Genomic DNA, 21,812 nt, shown 5'->3' with positions numbered 1-21,812 from the left:
GGTCAGCTCGGAGAGGGCCGGGCCGGGCACTCCGCCAGCGCCGGACGATCCTTCGTCCGCACGGCCGGCAGCCAGGCCGTGGTCCGGCCCTTCTCCGCCGTGAGACGCACCCTGTACCACCGCACCGAGCGTGTGCCCGCCTCGTCGGCGACCGGCATCCCCTGCGGGAACTGGCAGTCGGCGGTCAGGACGTCGCCGCCCCAGACCCGGGTCCGCACGACGTTGTCGATGTCGTACGGCAGCGAGGGGTCGATCGCGAGTCCGAGGCTGCACAGGTTGTGCCGCTCGCCGAGCCGGTGGCACGACCGCTCGGCGTTGTACACCTTTATGGACGCGTTCGCCACGACGCTCGCCGTCGCCCCGCTCCGCCCCGGCGTGGCGCCTCCGCCCGATGACCGATCGTCGTCGTCGAACTGGAGCCACCCGGCGGCACCCACTCCGCCCGCGACCACCGTCAGTGCGGCGGCTGCCAGGACCCTGCGCCTGCGCCGTGTTCCCGGAGGCGCCAGGGCGCGTGCCTGTTCGGCCCTGATACGGCCCAACAGGCTTTCGGCGGTGTGCGCGGCCCGGTCGGTGTGGGCCGGACTGAGGCAGTCTGCCGCCAGTTCACGCCAGAAGGGCGGCATCCGCAGATCCATGCGCAGCGGTGCGCGTCCGTCGGCGTACTCCTGGGCGGCGGCTCCACGGGCCGCCGGCGTGGCACCGGGGAAGGGCAGGACGCCTCCGGTGAAGACCTGATGGATCATCACGCCGAGCGCCCAGATGTCGGTGCTCTGCCGTACCTGCACACCCCGTTCGCCCAGCGACGCCTGTCGGCGTTCCGGCGGCAGGTAGTCGAGGGTGCCCAGGGGCGGTACGTAGGCGTGGGTGCCGGTCAGTTCCACCGCAAGGCCGAAATCCGCCAGCCGTACCGATCCGTCCGCCATGAGCAGGACGTTGTCGGGCTTGAGGTCGCCGTGCACCCAGCCCAGTTCGTGCAGGTGCGCCAGCCCTTCGCAGATCTCGGTGAGCAGCCGCGCTCCCTCCCCCACCGACAGCGGCTCTTCCCCGGACGGCGAGGAACCGGACCGGCCCGGGTCGGACGAGGCCTCCAGCCGTTCGCGCAGGCTTCGTTCGGCCCGCTCCATCACGAGCACCACGGCCCCGTCGAAGGCCGAACCGGCGGACTCGTCGAGGGTGATCGAGTCGAACAGCCGGATGAGCCGGGGGTGCCGGGTGCGCCGGCTGAACTCGGCTTCGCGCCGCCCGGTCTCCACCAGTCCGCGCGCCTGACGCGGCGCGAGTCCGGCCGTGGGCAGAAACTTGAGCGCCACCTCCGTCGGGGCCGTCTCCCCGTCGGCGGCCGACCCGCTCCCGTCATCGCCGGCGTTCCCGTGGTCGCCGGTCTCACCGGTCTCATCGGCGTCACCGGCATCACCGGCATCACTGACGTCACTGACGTCACTGACGTCACTGACGTCGTCGGCGCGCCTGCCCGCGTACACCGTCCCCCATCCACCGGCACCGATCAGGTCGGTGACCTCCCACTCGCCGACCCGGTAGCCGCGCGGGACCACCTCCACGGATCCGCTGTTCACGCTCCCGCCACCCCCGTCCGCCGAAGCGACGCTCCTCTCGACTGCAGAAGGCCCGGAAACTCCTCGCGGACGAGCCCGAAACGCGGGGCGAGCGCCACCGCCGCCTCCCGTTCGCCGTCGCGCCGCACGCCCTGTCCCGCTCCGGTGGCCGAGGCGGCGATCCGCGGCCACCCGTCCGACAGCAGGTGAACCAGTACGTGGCTCATGCTCTCCTTCTCCTCCTCGTGTTCCTGGTGCCCATGCCCAGCGTCCCGGTCCGGACGGAACTCCGCTCCAGGGCTGTGGGGTTCGGCCCGGCCGGGTGCGGAGCCCTGGCACCGGCTCGTGGGCGGCCGGCGGGCCGCGCGGTCGGTCGATCAAGGTTCCGCCCCGCACCGAAGACGCTCCGGGTGCTAAGAGGCGACGGTGGCAGTACCGGTTCCCGGCCGTGGGACACGGTCACGTTCGGTCCCCCTGATTCCCTGCGACAAGCCAGGATGGTCGGTCCGGCGACCAGGGCAGCGATCAGAACACTCACACGACGGCACCCTCGTTGTCATGGGATTCAGGCATGCGGAATCCCAACCCGTCGATAAGGTAACCCTCATGAATGAGAAATCGGGCAACTGTCATAGCCGGTAAGGGATCCGAGCGGCCCGCCGAACCGAGCGTCCATCAGTTGCGCCTGTTCGTGGTGCTCAGTGAGGAACTCCATTTCAGGCGCGCCGCCACCCGTCTGTTCATCACGCAGTCCGCACTCAGCCAGCAGATCCGCGACCTGGAACAGCGCCTGGGAGTAAGGCTGTTCGAGCGCACCAGCCGGGCCGTCGCGCTCACCGTCGCCGGACGGGCCCTGGTCCCCGAGGCGCGAGCGGCCGTCGACGCCGTCGCCAGGGTGCGAAGGACGGCCGACGCCCAGGCTCGCCAGCTCTCCGGCCGGCTCGTCGCGGGAACCATCGGCGCCGAGGCCGCCATGCCGCACACCCGTGCCGTTCTGAGCGCGCTGCTGGAGCGGCACCCCCGGATGACACTGCAGGTGGTCAGCCTCAACTTCGCCGACCACTTCACCGCTCTCCTGCGGCAGGAGGTCGACGTGATGTTCCTACGGCCCCCCGTCCCGGCCGGCACAGAGGTGCGCAGGCTCGCCACCGAGCCCCGCGTGGCCTGCCTCTCCGCGGGCGATCCGCTGGCCTCGCTGCCCAGTGTCTCCCTGGCGCAGTTGGCCGGCCGGCCCGTGGTCGCCATGCCAGAGAAGGTGCCTCGCGTGTGGTGGGACTTCTGGGCGGTGGACCCGCGCCCCGACGGCAGCACCGTGCGGTACGGGCCGGTGGTCACCGACATGGAGTCCCTGCTGCACGCCGTGGCGGGTGGAGAGGCGATGTGCTTCCTCCCGGCGGCCGCACGCGACCTGTTCCCCCGCCCCGGCATCCGCTACGTCGACGTCACCGATCTCGCCCCCTGCAGCGCCGCCCTGGCCTGGCTCGCCACGAGACGCGACGAACCGACCATCGCCGCCGTACGGGAGGCGGCCGATACTGCTCTCCAAGGCGGGTGAGGTACGGGAGAAAACCTGACCGGATCCCCCACCGGTCCCCCGTCCGGGACCCGAAAACCATCAGGGGCCGCTTCAGATCTCCTCTGAAGCGGCCCCTGACCCACGACTTCGAAAAGTCGGGACGACAGGATTTGAACCTGCGACCCCTTGACCCCCAGTCAAGTGCGCTACCAAGCTGCGCCACGTCCCGGTGCGTCGACCCACGGTTGCCCCGCGTGATCGCACAGACAAACCCTACCGCACACCCGCCCTGCCTCCGAGCGGTTACGGAACGGTCACCGGGACATCAAAGGGCCCTTACCGGCCCATCCGCCGCACTACCGTCGTCCCACCCGAAACACAACAGGGGGACGACCATGAGCAATCCGTACAGCACTCCCGGGAACGCGCCACAGGCTCCGATACCGGGACCGACGCCCGACCGTCGGGGACAGGGGCCGAGATGGGCTCGTAAGAGATTCGTCCTGCCCGCCCTCGGGCTCGCGTTCTTCCTCGGCGTCGGCATCGGGGGAAGCGGTCAGGGGGACGGCAAGGACGCGGTGGCCGCCGACCCGACGCCCACAGCGACCGTGACGGCGACGGCCACGGCGACCGCCACGGTCACGAGCACCGTGACAGCCACGCCCGAACCCGCCGCCACCGTCACCGTGCGGGCGACGAGGACGGTGACGGCCGAGCCGGCCGTCGACACCGACACCGGCTCCGACGCGGGATCGGACGACGGCTCCGGGTCCGGCGACGACAGCGTGTACTACGCGAACTGCGCGGCCGCCCGCGCCGCCGGAGCCGTCCCGGTGCGTGTCGGTGATCCCGGCTACGGCCGGCATCTCGACCGGGACGGCGACGGCGTCGGCTGCGAGTGACGGGCAGAGGTCAGGCGTTCGGGTCGAACGCGATTCCCGCAGGCATGGCCGCCGCCAGGTGGGAGGCGAAGTTGCCGTCCTTGAGGCCGAAGTTGGCGCTGCCCCAGTCGGCTGAGGTCAGCTTGTCGCGGATGCCTGACGGATAGCCGTTCCAGCCGACCAGCGCCGGGAACTGCCAGGTTCCCTCGTGGTTCTCCGGCGGCTCGTCGTTGGTACCCGCGAGGCGGAAGCAGTGCGTTCTGATGCCGTCCTTGTGGTAGACGATCTTGGGGTGCGTGCCGTCCCACCGGACCTGGTCCCGGGCGTGGATGGTGAAGCCGCCGTGGTTGGAGGTCGAGACGTACTCCGCCACGCCGTCCCGCACCCACACCACCACATGCTCCCAGTCATGCCGGTGTCCCCCGATGCTGCTGCCCGGGAGTGCCTGGTCCTTCTCGAAGTAGAGGCCGTAGATGATCGCGCACCAGCCGTTGTTGCACTTGTAGCGGGAGTAGCCGTTGGTGTTGTCGAGGTCGGAGGCGTCCCTGCACTGCCCGTTGAGGGAACCGGTCGGCTTGAGGCCACCATTGAGGGTGCCCGTGGCGCCGATGGCGGGGGTGGAGTAGCAGCCGTCCGTGTCGTAGTCGTACGCCGGCTGGTACGTCTGCTCGGTGCCGTCGGCGTTGGCCGGGAGGGCTCCGGGCGGGGCGGCCAGGGCGGTGCCGGGAAAGGCGACGACCAGCGCGACCGCGCTGCCGAGGACGAGCGAGGCTCTGCGGGTGCGCACACGTCTCTTCACGGGGGCCTCCTGATCGATGCCGTGCGGGGTACGGCGGTTCGGTCAGATTGGCATGCCCATATCACGGATCGGTCACTCGGAAGGAAAGGTTCGAGCGCGCCCGATGAACGTGGGGGCCTACTCCGGCGGCGTCGGCGTGTCGTGCGTCCGGTACATCGCCTGCACGTCCAGCTCCAGTTGGACTGTCGGCCCGACCACCGCGATGCCACGGGCCAGCATCGAACGCCAGTTGAGCGTGTAGTCCTCCCGGTGCAGTTCCGCGCGGGCATGGGCGGCGCAGCGCAACTCCTCGCCGTAGCCGCCGTTGACGGACCCCAGGTAGGTCGTGTCCAGCGACATCGAGCGGCTCACCCCGTGCATCGACAGCGAGCCCTGCACCGCCCACTTCGCACCGGCCCGGTAGGAGAAACGCGAGCTCACGAAGTCGATGTACGGATAGCGCTCGACGTCCAGGAAGTCCGCCGACCGCAGATGGTCGTCCCTGGTCCGGTTTCCGGTGGTGATGCTCGACGCGTCGATACGGACCTGCACCCGGGACTCGGCCATCGACCGCGCCACCTGGATGCCACCCTCGAACCGCTCGAAGCGGCCGTGCACATGACCCATCCCGACATGCTTGGCGATGAACCGGATCGCCGTGTGCGGCGGGTCGAAGAGCCAGGTGCCGGGCACCGGGAGGTCCAGGGGCCGGGCCGGCTCCAACTGGACGCGCCGCGTCGGAAGCATCACCCCGTCGACGAGATCGACCGTCTCGCGGGACGGCGTGAGTCCCTCGGCCATCACCATCAGGCTGTAGCGGCCCGCGGGCAGCACCGCGAGGAAGTAGCCGTACGGGTCCGTCGTACCGCGTGCCATCACCTGGTGGGCGTCGGTCGCGCTCACCGTCACATCGGCGCCGCCCATGGGCTGGCCCAAGGGGTCGAGGACCTCGCAGCCGAGGGCGCCCGCGCCGGACGGGAGGGAGAGTGAGAGGCCCTCGCGGTCGGGGGCGCCTCTGGACCGCAGGCGTCTGAGCAGTGCGAGGGCCATCGGGGTTGCCTTTCTGTCGTACTTCTCTTGGCCGTCAAGGGGGTGGCGCGGGTGCGGTACCCGGCCTCAGTCCGCCGTCCCGGGCGCCGCGCCCCGGTACGCCGCCCGCAGCAGACCGAGCACACCCTCGGGCGTGACCTCGCGCGGGTTGGCGTACGGCCGCTGCCCGGCCACCTGGGCCGCCGCCACCGCCACGTCGGCCTCGGTGAGGCCCAGTTCGGCGAGGGAACGCGGAGCGTCGAGACGTCCGGCCAGCTCCCACAGGGCGGTCGGGGCGTCGGTCGCGCCGCCCAGCGCACGGGCGACGGCGTCTGCCGCCTCGGGTGCGGCGGGCGCGTTGTAGGCCAGGGCGTGCGGCAGGACGACCGTGTGGGTCTCGGCGTGCGGCAGGCCGAAGGTGCCGCCGAGGACATGGCACAGTTTGTGGTGCAGGCCCATGGTGGTGGCGCCGAGGCAGGAGCCGCACAGCCACGCCCCGTAAAGGGCTCGGCCTCGTGCGTCGAGGGACACCGGGTCGGCGGCCACGGCCGGGAGCGCCTCGGCCATCGCCCGTACGCCCTCCCGCGCCATCAGGGAGACGAGCGGAGAGGCGTCCGGGGCGTAGAGGGCCTCCACCGCGTGGGCGATCGCGTTGATGCCGCTGGTGACCGAGAGCGGGACCGGCAGGGAGAGGGTCAGCTCGGGGTCGTACACCACGCTGCGCGGGAGGACCGATCGGTCGCGGCCGGTGGTTTTCACGCCCTTCTCGGTCAGGCCCCAGACGGGGGTCATCTCCGAGCCGGAGTAGGTGGAGGGCACGGCGATCAGAGGCAGCCCGGTGCGCAGCGCGATCGCCTTGCCCAGGCCGATCGCGGAGCCGCCGCCGACCGCCACACACCCGTCGGCGCCCGCCGCGAGCGCCACTTCCACAGCCCGGTCGGCGACTTCCACGGGTACGTGCATCCGCGCCTCGGCGTGCAGACCCGCCAGGGCCGGTCCGAGCGAGTCGGCGACCGCCTGCGCGGTCTGTCTGCCGCGCCCACCGCACACCACCAACAGCCGTCGCAGACCGAGCCGTTCGGCCTCCCCGGCCGTCGCGGTCAGGGCGGCCCCGGCCCGCAGCACGACCCGCGTCGGCAGGGCCTCGTAGACGAAGTCCGTCTCGCCCCTCACGCCTTCTTCTCCAACTGCTGCGACTTGTCCGGCTGTTTCGACTTGTCCCGCTCAAGTACGAGGTCGAAGCGTGCGTGGCGGAAGGGGTTCGGGACGCCGAACTCCCCTGCCAGGGACGGGTCGTCGGTCTCGGTGAAGTCCTGGACCAGGCTCTCCTTCACCGCGAACACGGCGTCCGAGTCGAGGTATTCGCTGCCCGCGACGAAGATGTGGGTGGTGACGGGCTCGTGGCCGTCGGCGGTGGCGATGAAGTGGATGTGGGCCGGCCGGTAGGGGTGCCGGTCGGTGGCGTGGAGCAGTGCGCCGACGGGGCCGTCCGTCGGGATGGGGTACGGGCTCGGCACACAGGTGCGGAACCAGAAGCGGCCCTCCGCGTTCGCGGTGAAGAGCCCGCGGCCGTTGCCCGGCGGCTGGACGTCGGGCTGCTGGACGTCGTAGTAGCCCTCGGCGTCGGCCTGCCAGACATCGAGTACCGCCCCGGGCAACGGAGTTCCGTCCCTGTCGAGCACCCGCCCGCTGATCACGCACGGCTCTCCGTTGCCCACCAGGTCGATGTCGGCGCCCAGTTCGCGTACCGGAGACTTCGTCATGTGGAAGGGCCCGAGCACCGTCGACTCGGTGGCGCCCGGGTCGCCGTGGCCGTTGAGGGTCTCCACGAGCATCGAGACACCGAGGACGTCCGACAGGAGGATGAACTCCTGCCGGGTGTCGGTGCAGGTCTGCCCGGTCGCCGTCAGGAAGTTGATGGCCCGCTCCCACTCGGCCATCGTCGGCTCGGTCTCCCGTACGAAGGCGTGGAGGTGGCGGGTGAGGGAGGTGAGCAGCTCGCGCAGGCGCGGGTCGGCGGTCCCGCTCATGCTGTCGACGACCGCCTCGGTGACGGCGGTGGTGAATCCGGCACCCTCACCGCCGTCACGTGGGCTGGGTTCAGTGGTCATTCCGCGCGCTCCGTCCTGTCCGTCCTGTCCGACCTGTCCCGTCAGGCATGTCCGAGGATCTGTCGCAGCGCGTCCGTCAGCAACTGTTCGGCGTTCTCGGCGGCTTCGGCGTGTCGGAACGCGACGAACCCGTCCGGGCGTACGAGCAGCACGCCCGCGTCGGACACCTCGCTGAGTCCGGCCCAGTCGCCGTAGGGGTCCTCGTACTCCTGGCCGGGGCCGACGACGACCGTGGCGATGTCGAGGGGCTGGGCCTTCGCCGCGCGGATCCAGGCGTCGCCGCCGATGCCGGTGAGGAGGGTGAAGCGGCCCCCGCCCACGGTGTCGAGGGTGGACAGGGTGCGGGTGCCGGAGGTGAGCCAGGCGTGCGGGATCCGGGCGCCGGGGCGGGTGGTGGGCTGGTGGTACAGCTCGGGGTCACGAGCGAAGCCGGGGTCGGGGGTGCCGTCGGGGACGATCGCGGCGGACTCGTAGCGCTGGTTGAGGTCGACTCCGTGGGCGTTGAACTCGTACACCTTGGCGGCGATCGCCGCCCGCAGCCGGGCGCGCTGCCCGGCGGCGGCCTCGGTGGCGTCCTTGCGGGCGGCGATGTTGGCCCACAGCTCCTCCGGGGTCTGCGGGGAGAGCCCGTCGAGCGCCGCGAAGATCGGAGCGGTCTCGGCGATGGACTTGTTGGCGCGGGTGACGACCTGCTTGCCCACGGGGGCCCGTTCGGCGGTGTAGCTGTCGAGCAGCGAGGGGTCGGCGACGCCGTCGAGGACCAGCTTCAGCTTCCAGGCCAGGTTGTAGGCGTCCTGGACGGAGGTGTTCGAGCCGAGCCCGTTGGACGGCGGGTGCCGGTGGACGGCGTCGCCGGCGCAGAGGACGCGTCCGTTGGCGTAGGTCTCGGCGTACATCTCGTTGACCGTCCAGGCCGAGGACGACTTGATGGTCACGGGGATGTCGTCGTCGCCGACCAGCCTGCGGACGATTCCCTCGGCGTACTCGGTGGTGAGGTCGGGGGCGCCGGCGGTCACGTCGTAGCCCCAGACGATCATCCACTCGTTCCAGGGGCGGACGTTGCGGACCAGCCCCGCGCCGATGCCGCCGACGGTGGCGCCCGGGGCGAGGACCCAGTAGAGGGTGGAGGGGCGGTGGGCCGTGTACCGGGTGAGGTCGGCGTCGAAGACGATGTTGATGCTGCCCGCGACACCCATCTGACCGCCCATGGGCAGTCCGGCGTCCTCGGCGACCTTGGAACGGCCACCGTCGGCGCCGATCAGATAGCGGGCGCGGATCTCGTACGTGTCGCCGCGCAACCGGTCACGGACGGTGGCCGTGACGCCGGATTCGTCCTGAGTGTGCGTCAGGTACTCGGTCTGGAACCGGAGTCGGGTTCCACGGGCGACGGCCGCGTCGACGAGAACCGGCTCCATCAGGTGCTGCGGCATGTCGCACATCCGGGTGGGACCGGCCAGTTCGTGCGCGGCCTGGACGAGCGGGTCGTTGCCCCAGGAGCGGACCCTGCCCAGTTCCTCGCCGGCCAGGCTGGTGCAGAAGGTGGTGTCGCCCATCAGGTGCTGGGGCGTCGCCTTGGCGACCACGTCCTGCTCCACACCGAGGTCGCGCAGAACCTCCATCGTGCGCTGGTTGGTGATGTGCGCGCGGGGCGTGTCGGCGAGGCCTGCGTACCGGGTGACGACGATGTTGGGCACGCCGTAGGTGCTCAGCGCGAGCGCGGCCGACGCTCCGGCCGGGCCGCTGCCCACGATCAGTACGTCGGTCTCGACAACGGTATGCACGAGAAGCACTCCAAACGGTGGACAGGCCTCGTCCGGGAACAGCCGGGCGGCCAACCATGATCGTGGAGCGGTACGGCCGTGCGTGGGTGTCTCAATACGAGACACCCATCGCTTCCCGGAATCTCACCGCACCGCCGGGGCGCCCCGCGAACCCGGCCCGATACGGTGAGTCGTGCCATGACCACAGCCGAAGAATCTCCCGCCCTCCTCCTGCTCAGCCAGGCGCGCCAGCGGTTCCTGACCGGGCACCCACTGCCCGACGACGTCCCCGACGAGACCGTCGCCGCCTGGCGGCGCGCCCGTTTCCTCGGTGTGCGGCACGACGTGCGTCAGGCCGGCCCCGTCGACGGCCGGGCCTTCGGGTCGGCCCTGCTGGTGGCGGCCCGGCCCGTCCTCGAACGGCTCGCCCCGGCTCTCGGCGGCGGGACGACGCTGCTGCTCACCGACGAACGGCTGCGGGTGCTGTGGGCGGAGGGCAGCACGCCCGGGGTCGAGTTGCGCCGCGATCTGGCCGAGCGGGAGGTCGGGCACAACAGCGCGGCGCTCGCCCTGCGCGTCCGGCGGCGCGCCGAGGTGCACGGCCCCGAGCACTTCCTCGACGTGTGGCAGGACGTGTCGGCGGTCAGTGTGCCGGTGTTCGCCCCGGAGTCCGGCCGCCCCCTCGGCACGATCACGGTCGCCTCCGAACTGTGCGCCGGCGAGGGCCCGCATCCCGGCGCGGCCCTCGCGGAGGCGGCAGCGGCGGCGGTCGAGGCGGAGTTGCTGGCCGGTTCCCGCTCGGCCGAGCGGGCCCTCGTCGACGCCTACGCACGGGCGGCGCGCGTGCCGGAGGGGGAGCACGGAGGCGGGAACGGTGGCGGGCCGGAGCGCGCGGTGGTGGCGCTGGACGGGCGCGGCCGGCTGGTCAGTGAGGCGGCTGCGCGGCTGGTGTCGCCGCAGGTGCTGGAGTGGCTGGAGCGGGGCGCGCGGGCGCTGTTGCAGTCACCGGCGCCCGTCTCGTCGTACGACATCGCCCTGCCCGAGGGAGCGGGCTGCAGCGCCGAGTTCCGTCCGGTGCGGGAGCAGGGCAGCGGCCGGGTGGTCGGGATCGTCGCCGTGCTGGAGGCGGACCCGGAGGGTGCGGTGACACGGGCGGTTGTACGGGCGGTGCCGCGTCCTGCGGCGGGGCGGCTGGCCGGGAGTTCGGTGCCGTGGCTCCACGCGGCGGGCCGGGCCGTGGAGTTGGCGGGCGGCAGCGAACCGCTCCTGCTGACCGGGGAGCGCGGATCGGGCAAGACCGCGCTGGCCCGCGAACTGCTGGGCGACGCCGAGCCGCTGGTCCTCGACGCCGCCGAGGAGCCGGAACTCGGTCTGGGACAGGGCGAGTTGACGGGAGAGCGACCACTCCTCCTCCGGCATGCGGAGCGTCTCGCCCAGTCGGACGTCGCCGCGCTGAACGGGCTTCTCGACGAGCGTCCGGACGTCCGCCTGCTGGTCACCTACACACCCGGCACTCCCCCGGGCCCCTGCCTTCAGCGGTTCCTGGACACCCTGGGCGCCCGCTCGGTCGTCCTGCCCGCGCTGCGTGAACGCCCCGAGGACATCCGCGAGTTGCTCCCGGCCCTGACACCGAGGCCGGCCGGCGGCACACCGCCGCTCACCTGGACGCTGGACGCGCTGCGGGCTCTGGAGCGATATCCGTGGCCGGGGAATGTCACCGAACTCGCGCACCTGGTAAGGACGTTGGCGGACAGCCGTCGGGCGTCGGGGCCGGTCGGACGGGCCGAACTCCCGGACCCGGTGAGGGATGGGCCCGCGGTACGCCCGCTCAGCCCGATGGAGCACGCCGAGCGCACCGCCATCCTGGAGGCGCTGCGCCGCAACGGCGGCAACAAGGCCCGCACGGCGACGGCCCTGGGCATCGCCCGCGCGACGCTGTACCGGAAGCTGCGCGAGTACCGGGCCTGAGCGGTTTCACCCTCTGGGGTCAGCCGGGGGCGGCGAACGCGATGGGGTACGACGATCTGAAGGTCATCGAGGCGCACCGGTTCGTGCGGTCATGAGTCGGTCTGTGGAGTCGGGGGGTGGGTGTCGCTCGGGGGGGGTGATGGCCGGCTCGGCTCGGCTTGTGTGGTGGAGTCACTGCGGGTCCGCTGTGGCTGGTCGCGCAGTTCCCCGCGCCCCTTTTGGGGCGCCCGGAAGCGGTCAGCGTGGGGGCATGTTGTACGGGGTTACCACCTGGATCGCCGACGGCAGGGTGGGGCCGGCCGGTGGGAGGGCGCCGTGGGTGCGCATGATCGTGCGGCAGGCCTCGTGCATGTCCTGGCGGAGGTCGTGGTGGAGGACGCAGGACAGGCGGTGCTCACGCAGCAGACGGGTGTTGTCGTGGTCCAGGTCGTGCGCGACGAACACCGCGCACTCCCGTCCCAGGTCCGCGAAGGCCCGTAGCGTCGCGATGTTGCCGCCGCCGATCGAGTACACCGCACGGATGTCGGGGTCGCGTTCCAGGGCGTCCCGGACCAGGTCGTACTGGGTGGCGTCCAGACCCTGCCCCTCGGTGATCTCGACAAGGGCGCGCTCGGGGTGCCGGGCCCGCATCGCGCCCCGGAAGCCCATCTCACGCTCCTCCTCGTTGCGGAAGAAGCCGCTGCTGAGGCTGGTGAGTACGTTGCCGGGGAGTTCGCCGAGCCACTGGCCCATCAGGTAGGCCGCCGTGGCCCCGGCGGCCCGGTTGTCGATGCCCACGTAGGCGAGGCGGGCACTGGAGGGCAGGTCTGTCACCAGGGTGACGACCGGGATGCCGGCGGCCACGAGGCGTCCGACGGCGGCGGTGACCTCGGGCACGTCCGGTGCCTTGAGGATGACGCCCTGCGAGCCGCGCCGGGCGATACGGTCGAGGCCCGCCGCCAGCTCCGCCACCGGGCCGGTCTCGCGGAAGTGGAAGCGGGAGCGCACGACGGCCGGATGGAGGGCGGGCAGCTCGGCCTCCAGGGCGGCCCGGACCGTGGTGGTGAACCGCTCGGGCGCCTGCATCACGATGTCGATCATGAACGTACGGCCGACCAGCCGGACCTGGGTGCGCTGTCGGTCCAGGTCGGCGATGGCCTGCCGCACCTCCGTCCGGGTGCTCTCGCGCACACCGCCCCTGCCGTTGAGGACGCGGTCGACGGTGGCCTCGCTGAGGCCGGCCTGACGTGCGATCTCCCGGATCGGAAAGGGGTGGCCCATGGGGAGGTTCCTCGGCTTCCGCTTGAGGGGTTTTTGATGGCCGTCTGCTGGTTGTTTGACGAGTTTGTCATGACAACAATGACAGCAACACCGAGAGTCGAGAGAAGGACGACGATGTCCCTCAGCGCCGCACAGCGCCCCGCGTGGCTGTCCGAACAGGACTGCGATCTCGACGCCTTCCGCGCCGAGGTCGAGCGCACGACCGACGCCGCCGACTACCCGTACGCGACCGCCGTCCGCGACAACGTCCTCGTCTACGACAGTGAGCGGCTGCGCGCCGCCGTCACCACACCGGACGGACACCGGAAGGTCCTCGCGGAGCTGGTCCGGGCGCTCACCGACGGACCCGGCGTCGTGGTGCTCCAGCGGGCCTTCGCCGATCTGTCGGTCGTGGACCGGGCGACCGCCGCCTTCGAGGCGCTCATCGCCGACCAGCGCGCCGCGGGGACGGTGGCGGGCGACCACTTCGCCAGGCCGGGCGCCAACGACCGGGTGTGGAACGCCCTGGAGAAGGCGGCCCTGCGCGCGCCGGACGCGTTCGCCGACTACTACGCCAACGACATGGTCGCCCTCGTCTCGACGGCCTGGCTCGGCCCCGGCTACCAGGTCACCTCACAGATCAACGTGGTCAACCCCGGTGGCGCCGCGCAAAGCCCGCACCGCGACTATCACCTCGGTTTCCTGTCCGACGAGGCGGCTGCCGGCTACCCGGCGCACGTCCACCGGCTCTCCCCCGTACTGACGTTGCAGGGCGCGGTTGCCCACTGCGACATGCCCGTCGAGTCCGGCCCGACCCTGTACCTGCCGTACTCGCACACGTACGAGCCCGGATACCTGGCCTGGCGGCTGCCGGAGTTCGCGGCGTACTTCGACGCCCACCATGTGCAGCTGCCCCTGTCCAAGGGCGACGCCGCGTTCTTCAACCCGGCGCTCTTCCACGCGGCCGGTACCAACCGCTCCGCGGACATCCGCCGGATGGCGAACCTCCTCCAGGTGTCCTCCGCGTTCGGGCGGGCCATGGAGACCGTCGACCGGGAGGCGATCGTGAACGCGGTCTATCCGGTGCTGCTCGCCCGCAAGGCCGAGGGAGCGGGCGACGCATGGCTGCACGCGGTCGTCGCGGCCTCGGCCGAGGGCTACCCCTTTCCCACCAACCTCGACCGGGATCCGCCGGTCGACGGCCTGGCCCCGCCCTCGCAGGCGGACCTCGTGCGGCGTGCACTGCGCGAGGAGTGGACCCCCGAGGCGCTCCGCGACGCACTGCGGGCCGGCGCCGAACGACAGATGAGCTGAGGAACGAGAACAGCATGGGACTTCTCCAGGACAAGGTCGTCCTCGTCAACGGCGGCAGCCAGGGCGTCGGGGCGGCCATCGCCCGGGCCGCCGTCCGTGAGGGTGCCGTCATCGCGGTCACCGGGCGGCGCCCGGAACCGGGCGAGGCGCTGGTCGCGGAGCTGACGGCGGCGGGCGGCAAGGCCATGTACGTACGCGCCGACCTCTCGGACGCCGAGCAGGCGAAGGCGTCCGTGGCCGAGGTGGTCGCCGCGCACGGCCGGATCGACTGCCTGGTCAACTCGGCGGGCCTGACCTCGCGCGGCACACTGCTCGACACCACGCCCGAGCTGTTCGACGCGCACATCGCGATCAACCTCAAGGGCCCGTTCTTCGCCATGCAGGCGGCGGTGGCGGACATGGTGGGCCGCAAGGCGCCCGGCACGGTCGTCAACATCATCACGTCCTCGGCGCACGGCGGGCAGCCGTTCCTGGCCCCGTACGTCGCCGCCAAGGCCGGTCTCATCGGGCTGACCCGCAACGCGGCGCACGCCCACCGCTGGGACCGGGTCCGGATCAACGGCCTGAACATCGGCTGGACCGCGACCGAGGGCGAGGACGCCACCCAGCGGGCCTTCCACGGGGCGGGCGACGACTGGCTCGACCAGGCCGCCGAACGCCTCCCCATGGGCAAGCTCGGCCAGCCCGACGAGATCGCCGACTTCGTGGTCCTCCTGCTGTCCGACCGGTCGGGCGTGGTCACCGGTTCGGTGATCGACTGGGACCAGAACGTCCTGGGCGGCCTGGACTGACCCCTGCTCGTCTGTCTCCCGTCTCGTCTTCTCCGCTCCCCTCCCCCTCCCCCTCGTCTCTTCTCTTCTCTTCTCTTCTCCTCGCATCGCAGGACACCGCACCGCACCCGCACCACATCCAAGGAGCAGCACAACCATGCGTATCGGAATCCTCGGCCTCGGCCGCATCGGCGCCTTCCACGCCGAGACCCTCTCGGGTCTCGACGCCGTCGACTCCCTCGTCTTCAGCGACCCGTTCGCGGACGCCGCGAAGACCGCCGCCGAGCGCTTCGGCGCCCAGGTCGCGGACTCCCCCGAGGCCCTGCTGGCCGCCGGTGTGGACGGCATCGTGATCGCCGCCGCGACCGACGCCCACCCGGCCCTGATCCTCGCCGCCGTCGAGGCGGGTGTCCCGGTGTTCTGCGAGAAGCCGGTGGCCCGCACGATGGCCGAGGGTGTCGCGGTGCTGAACGCGGTCAAGGACAGCGGGGTCGAGATCCAGATCGGCTACAACCGCCGCTTCGACGCGGGCTTCGTCGCCGCCCGGGCCGCCGTGCGGAGCGGTGAGCTGGGCCAGTTGCACACGGTCCGGTCGACCACGCTCGACCCGGCGCCGCCGCCGGCCGCGTACATCGCCTCGTCCGGTGGCATCTTCCGGGACTGTTCGGTGCACGACTTCGACATCATCCGCTGGGTGACGGGCCGCGAGGTCACCGAGGTGTACGCGGTGGGCTCCAACAACGGCGCCGACTACATCAAGGAGGCGGGCGACGCCGACACCACCGGCGCCATCCTCACCCTGGACGACGGCACGATCGCCGTGGTCTCCAACTCCCGTCACAACGCCCGGGGTTACGACGTCCGCATGGAGATCCACGGCTTCCAGGACAGCATCGCCGTCGGTCTGGAGGACAAGCTCCCGCTGCGCTCCGTGGAGCCGGGCGTGACCTTCCCGGCGGGTGTCCCGCACGACTTCTTCATGGACCGCTTCATCCCCGCCTACCGCGCCGAACTGACGGAGTTCACGGAGGTCGTCGCGGGCAACCGCACCTCCCCGTGCACGGTCGCCGACGCGCTGGAGGCGGGCTGGATCGCGGACGCGTGCACGCTCTCGCTCCAGGAGCACCGCCCGGTGCGCATCGAGGACGTACGCACGGTCTGAGCAGGTCCGTCAGAACGGCCGGCCCGCGCTGCCCTCAGCGGTACAGCGCGGGCCGTTCCACGAGCTCCACCTCTACGCGCCGGCCCTCGGCCCGCGCGCGTACGCCGGCCTCGCACACGGCGGCCACCGCGTAACCGTCCCAGACACCGGGCCCGGTGACCTCGCCGCGCCGGGTGGCGTCGACCCATGCCTGGACCTCACGGTCGTAGGCGTCCTCGAACCGCTCGATGAAGTCCTGGGCGATGCTTCCGCCCCAGTGACCGGCGGTGTTGACGACCATGCCGTGCCCGTCGCCGATCCGCGCGGTTCCGCGCTCGCAGACGACCTCGGCCTGCACCTGGTATCCGAAGCCGCAGTTGACGTTGATCTCGACGTCGACGATCGCACCGCCGTCGGTCTCCATCACGACGAACTGCGGGTCCTGAAGTCCGTCCGGCGCGTTCCGGGAAGGCCTCGGACACAGCACGGTGACCGCGGTGATCTCCTGGTCCAGGAGCCACCGGGTCACGTCCATCTCGTGCACCACGGAGTCGTTGACGTGCATCTCGCTGGTCCACCAGGGCGGGGAGGACACGTTGCGATGCCGGTTGTGCAGCATGAGGGGTCGCCCCAACCGCCCTGTGTCCAGCAGTGACTTGAGCTTCAGGTACTCGGCGTCGTACCGCCGCATGAACCCGACCTGGACCCGCCGGTGCCCCAGCCTCACCTCGGCCTCCAGCACCCGCAGCGCGGATGCCGCGTCGGGCGTGAGGGGCTTCTCGCACAGCACCGGCAGGTCGTACGAGAACGCCGCGAGCAGGGCCGCCTCGTGAGCGGCCCCGGGCGAGGCGACGAGCACGGCGTCGACATCGGTGGATGCCATGGCGGCGACGGGGTCGGTGTGGGCCGTACAGCCGTCAATACCGGCCGCGATCGACCGGGCCCGCTCCTGATCGACGTCCACGACGGCGACCACCCGGGCCCCACTGGTGACTTCCTCGATACGACGAACGTGATCGGCACCCATCTTGCCGGTACCGATCACGAGAACGCCGAGCGTGTCATGGTTTTCCATGGAGATGCGGTGCCCCTTCAACAGGCGGCGCGGCGGAGCTCGCTCAGGGGCTCGGGGCCGTGACACTTACGGCTTCGCCGCGCGGGCGCGACCAGCCACAACCGACCCGCACCCGCCGAACTACCGCTCGTTCCCCCACGCTACGCGCTACGCCGACTTTCCCTGCGAGGAGGTGGCGACGGAAGCCTTGAGGTCCTTCGCCTCGGGAAGCTCGTCCACATCCACACCCCGAACCTGCGCCAACTCGTGTTTGAGTGCTGCGAGTTCGGCGCCGCCGGCCATGTGGTTGGTGAGTTCTTCGAGACTGACCTCGCTGCGGGCGGCGGAGAGTTCCATGGTGCCCAGGCGCAGGACGCTGAAGTGGTCGCCGACCATGTAGGCGTGGTGCGGGTTGTGGGTGATGAAGATGACGCCCAGACCCTTGTCGCGGGCTGCGGCGATGTACTTCAGCACGACACCGGACTGCTTGACACCCAGGGCGGCGGTGGGCTCGTCGAGGATGAGGACGCGGGCGCCGAAGTAGACGGCGCGGGCGATGGCGACGGACTGGCGCTGGCCGCCGGAGAGGGTGCCGATGGGCTGGTCGAGGTCGTCCAGGACGATGCCCATGTTGCGCAGTTCCGCGTCCGCGGTCCGTTTCATCTTCTCGATGTCGAGGCGGCGCACGGGCCAGGGGCCCTTGGTCATCTCGGAGCCGAGGAAGAAGTTGCGCCACACCGGCATCAGGGGGACGGTCGCCAGGTCCTGGTAGACGGTGGCGATACCGGCGTCCAGGGCTTCACGGGGTGTGGCGAAGTGGACGGGGCTGCCGTCGATGAGGAGTTCGCCCTCGGTGTGCTGGTGCAGCCCGGAGATGATTTTGATCAGGGTCGACTTGCCGGCGCCGTTGTCGCCCAGGACGCAGGTGACCTGGCCGGAGCGGACGGTGAGGTTCACGCCGTGCAGGGCACGGATGTTGCCGTACGACTTGCCGGTGTCGCGCAGTTCGACGATCGGCCGCCCGTCCTTCGGCGAGTCGTCCCGCGGCGAACTCTCGTCGGTGAGCGTGTCGTTGGGCGAGACGCCGTTGGGGGAGGTTTCGTTGGTTGTCATCAGTTCACCTCCGGGTCGCCTGGCGGCGGACCCACAGATTGACGAGGGCGGCGACCAGGAGCATCACGCCGAGGAACGCCTTGAACCAGTCGGGGTTCCAGTTGGCGTAGACGATGCCCTGGGAGACCATGCCGAAGATGAAGGCGCCGATGACCGGGCCGATCGCCGAGCCGTAGCCGCCGGTCAGCAGGCAGCCGCCGATGACCGCGGCGATGATGTAGAGGAACTCGTTGCCGACGCCCTGGCCGGACTGGACGGTGTTGAACGAGAACAGCAGGTGCATGCCGACGAACCAGGCGCCCACGCCGACGCCCATGAACAGGGCGATCTTCGTGAAGTTGACCGGGACACCGACCGCGCGGGCGCTCTCGTTGCTGCCACCGACGGCGAAGATCCAGTTGCCGAACCTGGTGCGCAGCAGCAGCCAGGTGGCGATCGCGGCGAACACCAGCCAGTACACGATGGTGATCTTGAAGCTGACGTCGCCGATGGAGAACTCGGAGGCGAAGACCTTCTTGGCCTGGTCGAAGCCGTCCATGTCGGCGATCGAGTCGGACGCCACGTTCCCGGTGAAGATCTTCGTGACGGCGAGGTTGGCGCCCTGCAGGATCAGGAACGAGCCCAGGGTGACCAGGAAGCTCGGCAGTCCGGTCTTGATCAGCAGCCAGCCGTTGAACGCCCCCACGGCGAGGGACACGATCAGGGCGACGAAGACACCGGTCCACACGTTCATGGACAGCTGGAAGCTGAGGATCGCGGCGGTCAGCGCGGAGGTGGTGACCGCGACACCGGCGGACAGGTCGAACTCCCCGCCGATCATCAGCAGGGCCACCGGCAACGCCATGATGCCCATCACGGACGCCTGGTAGAGCACGGTTGCGAGGGCGCTGGTCTCACGGAACGACGGCGCCACCGCGAAGAAGAACACGTACACGAGGATGGCGGCGATGAGAGCGCCGACCTCGGGGCGGCCGAGCAGCCTGCGCCCCAGGGAACGCTGGTTGGTGCGGCCGTCCTTCTGAATGGCCGGCGGAGCCGGCGGCGAGGAACTCGCCGCCGGAGCCGTGGTCTGACTCATCGACATCACCGAGTGCCCTTCGCCGCGAACGCGGCGATCTTCTCGACGTTGGACTTGTCGACGAAGGCGGGACCGGTCAGCACGGGCTGCTCACCGCCACCGCTGTAGTTGCCGTTGTTCTTGAAGAGCCACTGCGAGTCGACGGCCAAGTAGCCCTGGAGGTAGGGCTGCTGGTCGACCGCGAACTGGACGTCGCCCTTCGTGATGGCGTCGGTCATCTCCTTGTTGAGGTCGAAGGTCGCGACCTTGGCCTTGCTGTTGGCGTCGGACACCGACTGCACCGCGGTCAGCGCGTAGCTGGCGCCGAGCGCCACCACGTAGTCGATGGCCTTGTCCTGGTTGAGCTTCGCGGTGATGGTCGACTTCACGGACGGCATGTCGGTGCCGTTGACGTTGAGGACCTCCAGCGTGCCGGTGAACGTCTTCTTCACACCGTCACAGCGCTGGGTGAGGCCGACGTTGCCCTGCTCCTGGATCACACAGACGGCCTTCTTGGAGCCGAGTTCGTTCAGCTTCTTGCCGAACGCCTCGCCCGCGACGGACTCGTCCTGGCCGAAGAACTGCTGCAGACCGAGCTTCTTCCAGTCGCTCAGGCCCGAGTTGAGGCCGACCACGGGGATACCGGCCGCGGTCGCCTTGGCGATGACGTCCTTCATCGCGTCCGGCTTCGCCAGCGTGACGGCGATTCCGTCGACCTTCTGGTCGATCGCGTTCTGGACGAGGTTGGCCTGGTTGCCCGCGTCCGGGTCGGCCGAGTAGACGAGCTTGATGTTGTCCTTGTCCGCGGCGGCCTGAGCACCCTTGCGGACGATGTCCCAGAAGGCGTCACCGGGGGCCTGGTGGGTGACCAGGGCGACGGTCATCCGAGGGGTGGTGGCCTTGCCCGCAGAAGCGTCGGTGCCACCGTCCTCGGACTTCTTGCCACCGGAACTGCTGGAGCAGCCCGCGAGGACCAAGGCCGCTGCCGCGGCAGCGGCAACAACGGGGGCGATTCTGCGGGAGCGAGAAGAGCGAGCCATCTTTCCTGCACCTCACTGTGCGACCGGGGAGAGGGTGGGGATCCTGGTGATCCCGGGCCCGGGTCCCGGAGCTCCGGGCCGTGTGCCGCGAACACGGCAGTTCGTGTTGGGACCGAATCCAATTCCTTGGACCTGTCCGCTGTCAAGACTTTGTTAAGACATTATTTCACTAGCAGGTCAGAATGTAAGAACAAACTCTTGACAGCGTTGCCCTCCGAGTCCTACACCTGGGGGGGACGACAAGCCCCTCGGGACCCGCATCCTCCGCAGCTCGAAGGAGCATCGCATGACCGAGTCAGCCCCGCCCTTCGACCTGGTCACCCTGGGCCGCATCGGAGTGGATCTTTATCCGCTGCAGTCCGGAGTACCGCTGACCCTAGTGCAGACGTTCGGAAAATTTCTCGGTGGGTCGGCAGCCAACGTCGCGGTCGCGGCGGCCCGTCTGGGCCGTTCCTCGGCCGTCATCACCCGTACCGGGGCGGATGCCTTCGGCGACTATCTGCACCAGGCGCTCGGGGAGTTCGGGGTCGACGACCGCTGGGTGACGCCGGTCGACGGCCTGTCCACTCCCATCACGTTCTGCGAACTCTTCCCGCCGGACGACTTCCCGCTGTACTTCTACCGTCGGCCGACCGCCCCCGACCTACGGATACGTACCGACGAGCTGGACTTCTTCGGCATCCGGGCCGCCCGTGTCTTCTGGATCACCGGCACCGGCCTGAGCGAGGAACCCAGCCGCTCGGCCACCCTCGCCGCCCTCAAGGCCCGCGACCGGACGGGCATCACGGTCTTCGACCTGGACTGGCGACCGGCGCTGTGGAGCGACGCGGCCTGGAAAGACCCCCAGGACGCCCGCCCGTACTACGCGGAGGCCCTGCGCCACGCGACCGTGGCGGTGGGCAACCTCGACGAGTGCGAGATCGCCACCGGCGTACGCGAACCGCGGGCCTGCGCCGAGGCGTTGCTGGCTGCCGGGGTCGAACTGGCCGTCGTCAAGCAGGGTCCCGAGGGCGTACTGGCGATGCACCGTGACGGCACCATCGTCGAGGTCGCGCCGGTCTCCGTCGAGGTGGTCAACGGCCTGGGCGCGGGTGACGCGTTCGGCGGCGCCCTGTGCCACGGGCTGCTGTCCGGCTGGGAGTTGGAGCGGACGATCCGCTACGCCAACGCGGCCGGCGCCCTCGTCGCCTCCCGCCTCGCCTGCTCGTCCGCGATGCCGACCGAGTCCGAGGTCGACACTCTCCTGGCGAGCGGATCGCCCCGATGAGAGACGACCACCCGATGGACGACCACCTGATGGGTGAACGCCGGACCCCGGCGACCCCCGGGACGGCCGACGAGCGCCGGCGCGAGGCGCTGGGGCTGGGGCTGGGGCTGGGGCTGCCGACCGTGCAGGGGCAGGCCGTCGGCCGGTCGCTGCTCCACCCGTCTTCGGGCAGTGTGGAGGCTGCCGTGGACACGGCGGTGGGACTGCTGTGAACCGAG

The 21,812-nt window shown here is 70.7% G+C and carries 20 protein-coding genes and 1 tRNA gene; 8 read left to right on the top strand and 13 right to left on the bottom strand.

Going from position 1 to position 21,812, the window contains the following annotated elements; genetic code table 11:
* Positions 1 to 2: 2 nt before the first annotated feature.
* Together PV734_RS19035 and PV734_RS19030 are read right to left on the bottom strand one after the other, a co-directional pair.
* Positions 3 to 1,577: a serine/threonine-protein kinase gene (locus PV734_RS19035; protein ID WP_319290428.1), complete on the bottom strand. Its 1,575-nt coding sequence runs from the start codon at positions 1,575 to 1,577 to the stop codon at positions 3 to 5.
* Complete coding sequence (locus tag PV734_RS19030) at positions 1,574 to 1,783, bottom strand: hypothetical protein (protein ID WP_319290426.1); 210 nt, start codon at positions 1,781 to 1,783, stop codon at positions 1,574 to 1,576. The genes PV734_RS19035 and PV734_RS19030 overlap by 4 nt, the downstream gene beginning before the upstream one ends.
* A 383-nt stretch (positions 1,784 to 2,166) precedes the next feature.
* Here PV734_RS19030 and PV734_RS19025 point away from each other — a divergent pair, with 383 nt between their 5' ends.
* Positions 2,167 to 3,111 (top strand): LysR family transcriptional regulator, encoded by a 945-nt coding sequence (locus tag PV734_RS19025; RefSeq protein ID WP_319091118.1) that lies wholly within the window; start codon positions 2,167 to 2,169, stop codon positions 3,109 to 3,111.
* 116 nt (positions 3,112 to 3,227) lie between these two features.
* Here PV734_RS19025 and PV734_RS19020 read toward each other — a convergent pair.
* A tRNA-Pro gene (locus PV734_RS19020) sits at positions 3,228 to 3,301 on the bottom strand.
* Between the two features lie 166 nt (positions 3,302 to 3,467).
* Here PV734_RS19020 and PV734_RS19015 point away from each other — a divergent pair.
* The gene (locus tag PV734_RS19015) at positions 3,468 to 3,974 is read left to right on the top strand and encodes an excalibur calcium-binding domain-containing protein (protein WP_319290424.1); all 507 of its coding nucleotides are present in this window, start codon (positions 3,468 to 3,470) and stop codon (positions 3,972 to 3,974) included.
* Between the two features lie 10 nt (positions 3,975 to 3,984).
* On the opposite strand, the gene PV734_RS19010 is transcribed toward PV734_RS19015, so the two are convergent.
* From PV734_RS19010 to PV734_RS18990, 5 genes are all read right to left on the bottom strand, one after another.
* Entirely contained in the window at positions 3,985 to 4,752 is a 768-nt protein-coding gene (locus PV734_RS19010) for an NPP1 family protein (protein ID WP_319290422.1), read from the bottom strand.
* Between the two features lie 117 nt (positions 4,753 to 4,869).
* The gene (locus tag PV734_RS19005; RefSeq protein WP_319091121.1) at positions 4,870 to 5,781 is read right to left on the bottom strand and encodes a YceI family protein; all 912 of its coding nucleotides are present in this window, start codon (positions 5,779 to 5,781) and stop codon (positions 4,870 to 4,872) included.
* Between the two features lie 66 nt (positions 5,782 to 5,847).
* Entirely contained in the window at positions 5,848 to 6,933 is a 1,086-nt protein-coding gene (locus tag PV734_RS19000) for a maleylacetate reductase (RefSeq protein ID WP_319290420.1), read from the bottom strand.
* Positions 6,930 to 7,871 carry an intradiol ring-cleavage dioxygenase gene (locus PV734_RS18995; protein ID WP_319091123.1) on the bottom strand — a complete coding sequence of 314 codons (942 nt, stop codon included), beginning with the start codon at positions 7,869 to 7,871 and terminating at the stop codon, positions 6,930 to 6,932. Before PV734_RS18995 ends, PV734_RS19000 begins: the two co-directional genes overlap by 4 nt.
* A 41-nt stretch (positions 7,872 to 7,912) precedes the next feature.
* Positions 7,913 to 9,652: an FAD-dependent monooxygenase gene (locus tag PV734_RS18990; protein WP_319091124.1), complete on the bottom strand. Its 1,740-nt coding sequence runs from the start codon at positions 9,650 to 9,652 to the stop codon at positions 7,913 to 7,915.
* A gap of 177 nt (positions 9,653 to 9,829) precedes the next feature.
* Here PV734_RS18990 and PV734_RS18985 point away from each other — a divergent pair, with 177 nt between their 5' ends.
* Positions 9,830 to 11,599 (top strand): helix-turn-helix domain-containing protein, encoded by a 1,770-nt coding sequence (locus PV734_RS18985; RefSeq protein WP_319091125.1) that lies wholly within the window; start codon positions 9,830 to 9,832, stop codon positions 11,597 to 11,599.
* Between the two features lie 237 nt (positions 11,600 to 11,836).
* On the opposite strand, the gene PV734_RS18980 is transcribed toward PV734_RS18985, so the two are convergent.
* Positions 11,837 to 12,859 (bottom strand): LacI family DNA-binding transcriptional regulator, encoded by a 1,023-nt coding sequence (locus PV734_RS18980; RefSeq protein WP_319091126.1) that lies wholly within the window; start codon positions 12,857 to 12,859, stop codon positions 11,837 to 11,839.
* Positions 12,860 to 12,973: 114 nt separating this feature from the next.
* Between PV734_RS18980 and PV734_RS18975 the strand changes: the two genes are divergently transcribed.
* From PV734_RS18975 to PV734_RS18965, 3 genes are all read left to right on the top strand, one after another.
* Entirely contained in the window at positions 12,974 to 14,152 is a 1,179-nt protein-coding gene (locus tag PV734_RS18975) for a phytanoyl-CoA dioxygenase family protein (RefSeq protein ID WP_319091127.1), read from the top strand.
* Between the two features lie 14 nt (positions 14,153 to 14,166).
* Positions 14,167 to 14,943: an SDR family oxidoreductase gene (locus tag PV734_RS18970; RefSeq protein ID WP_319091128.1), complete on the top strand. Its 777-nt coding sequence runs from the start codon at positions 14,167 to 14,169 to the stop codon at positions 14,941 to 14,943.
* Positions 14,944 to 15,079: 136 nt separating this feature from the next.
* Positions 15,080 to 16,084, top strand: a complete 1,005-nt coding sequence (locus PV734_RS18965) for a Gfo/Idh/MocA family oxidoreductase (RefSeq protein ID WP_319290418.1) — start codon at positions 15,080 to 15,082, stop codon at positions 16,082 to 16,084.
* 34 nt (positions 16,085 to 16,118) lie between these two features.
* Here PV734_RS18965 and PV734_RS18960 read toward each other — a convergent pair whose 3' ends face one another.
* The 4 genes from PV734_RS18960 to PV734_RS18945 all read right to left on the bottom strand — a co-directional run bounded on the left by PV734_RS18960 (position 16,119) and on the right by PV734_RS18945 (position 20,327).
* Positions 16,119 to 17,138 carry a Gfo/Idh/MocA family oxidoreductase gene (locus PV734_RS18960; protein ID WP_319091130.1) on the bottom strand — a complete coding sequence of 340 codons (1,020 nt, stop codon included), beginning with the start codon at positions 17,136 to 17,138 and terminating at the stop codon, positions 16,119 to 16,121.
* A 147-nt stretch (positions 17,139 to 17,285) separates the two neighbouring features.
* A complete protein-coding gene (locus PV734_RS18955; RefSeq protein WP_319290416.1) occupies positions 17,286 to 18,230 on the bottom strand; it encodes an ATP-binding cassette domain-containing protein in 945 nt (314 codons plus the stop codon).
* Between the two features lie 4 nt (positions 18,231 to 18,234).
* Positions 18,235 to 19,308 (bottom strand): ABC transporter permease, encoded by a 1,074-nt coding sequence (locus tag PV734_RS18950; protein ID WP_319290415.1) that lies wholly within the window; start codon positions 19,306 to 19,308, stop codon positions 18,235 to 18,237.
* Between the two features lie 5 nt (positions 19,309 to 19,313).
* Positions 19,314 to 20,327, bottom strand: coding sequence for a substrate-binding domain-containing protein (locus tag PV734_RS18945; RefSeq protein ID WP_319091133.1), 1,014 nt, complete (start codon positions 20,325 to 20,327; stop codon positions 19,314 to 19,316).
* 286 nt (positions 20,328 to 20,613) lie between these two features.
* Between PV734_RS18945 and iolC the strand changes: the two genes are divergently transcribed.
* On the top strand, positions 20,614 to 21,594 hold the full coding sequence (gene iolC / locus PV734_RS18940; protein WP_319290414.1) for a 5-dehydro-2-deoxygluconokinase: 981 nt from the start codon (positions 20,614 to 20,616) through the stop codon (positions 21,592 to 21,594).
* Positions 21,591 to 21,806 (top strand): hypothetical protein, encoded by a 216-nt coding sequence (locus PV734_RS45830; RefSeq protein WP_415924229.1) that lies wholly within the window; start codon positions 21,591 to 21,593, stop codon positions 21,804 to 21,806. The genes iolC and PV734_RS45830 overlap by 4 nt, the downstream gene beginning before the upstream one ends.
* Positions 21,807 to 21,812 lie beyond the last annotated feature (6 nt).

The sequence above is a fragment of the Streptomyces sp. AK08-02 genome, from assembly GCF_033795085.1.
GTDB lineage: Bacteria > Actinomycetota > Actinomycetes > Streptomycetales > Streptomycetaceae > Streptomyces > Streptomyces echiniscabiei.
Note: the sequence above shows the minus strand (reverse complement) of the source record. Positions and strands in the feature narration are given on the sequence as shown.

Excerpts from the sequence above, each read along its gene's own strand:
- PV734_RS18960 (WP_319091130.1), bottom strand. The coding sequence starts at position 17,138 with ATGGAAAACCATGACACGCTCGGCGTTCTCGTGATCGGTACCGGCAAG.
- PV734_RS18985 (WP_319091125.1), top strand. The coding sequence starts at position 9,830 with ATGACCACAGCCGAAGAATCTCCCGCCCTCCTCCTGCTCAGCCAGGCG.
- PV734_RS19005 (WP_319091121.1), bottom strand. The coding sequence starts at position 5,781 with ATGGCCCTCGCACTGCTCAGACGCCTGCGGTCCAGAGGCGCCCCCGAC.
- PV734_RS18965 (WP_319290418.1), top strand. The coding sequence starts at position 15,080 with ATGCGTATCGGAATCCTCGGCCTCGGCCGCATCGGCGCCTTCCACGCC.
- PV734_RS18955 (WP_319290416.1), bottom strand. The coding sequence starts at position 18,230 with ATGACAACCAACGAAACCTCCCCCAACGGCGTCTCGCCCAACGACACG.
- PV734_RS18950 (WP_319290415.1), bottom strand. The coding sequence starts at position 19,308 with ATGAGTCAGACCACGGCTCCGGCGGCGAGTTCCTCGCCGCCGGCTCCG.
- PV734_RS19025 (WP_319091118.1), top strand. The coding sequence starts at position 2,167 with ATGAGAAATCGGGCAACTGTCATAGCCGGTAAGGGATCCGAGCGGCCC.
- PV734_RS18975 (WP_319091127.1), top strand. The coding sequence starts at position 12,974 with ATGTCCCTCAGCGCCGCACAGCGCCCCGCGTGGCTGTCCGAACAGGAC.
- PV734_RS19030 (WP_319290426.1), bottom strand. The coding sequence starts at position 1,783 with ATGAGCCACGTACTGGTTCACCTGCTGTCGGACGGGTGGCCGCGGATC.
- iolC (WP_319290414.1), top strand. The coding sequence starts at position 20,614 with ATGACCGAGTCAGCCCCGCCCTTCGACCTGGTCACCCTGGGCCGCATC.
- PV734_RS45830 (WP_415924229.1), top strand. The coding sequence starts at position 21,591 with ATGAGAGACGACCACCCGATGGACGACCACCTGATGGGTGAACGCCGG.
- PV734_RS18995 (WP_319091123.1), bottom strand. The coding sequence starts at position 7,871 with ATGACCACTGAACCCAGCCCACGTGACGGCGGTGAGGGTGCCGGATTC.
- PV734_RS18980 (WP_319091126.1), bottom strand. The coding sequence starts at position 12,859 with ATGGGCCACCCCTTTCCGATCCGGGAGATCGCACGTCAGGCCGGCCTC.
- PV734_RS18970 (WP_319091128.1), top strand. The coding sequence starts at position 14,167 with ATGGGACTTCTCCAGGACAAGGTCGTCCTCGTCAACGGCGGCAGCCAG.
- PV734_RS19015 (WP_319290424.1), top strand. The coding sequence starts at position 3,468 with ATGAGCAATCCGTACAGCACTCCCGGGAACGCGCCACAGGCTCCGATA.
- PV734_RS18945 (WP_319091133.1), bottom strand. The coding sequence starts at position 20,327 with ATGGCTCGCTCTTCTCGCTCCCGCAGAATCGCCCCCGTTGTTGCCGCT.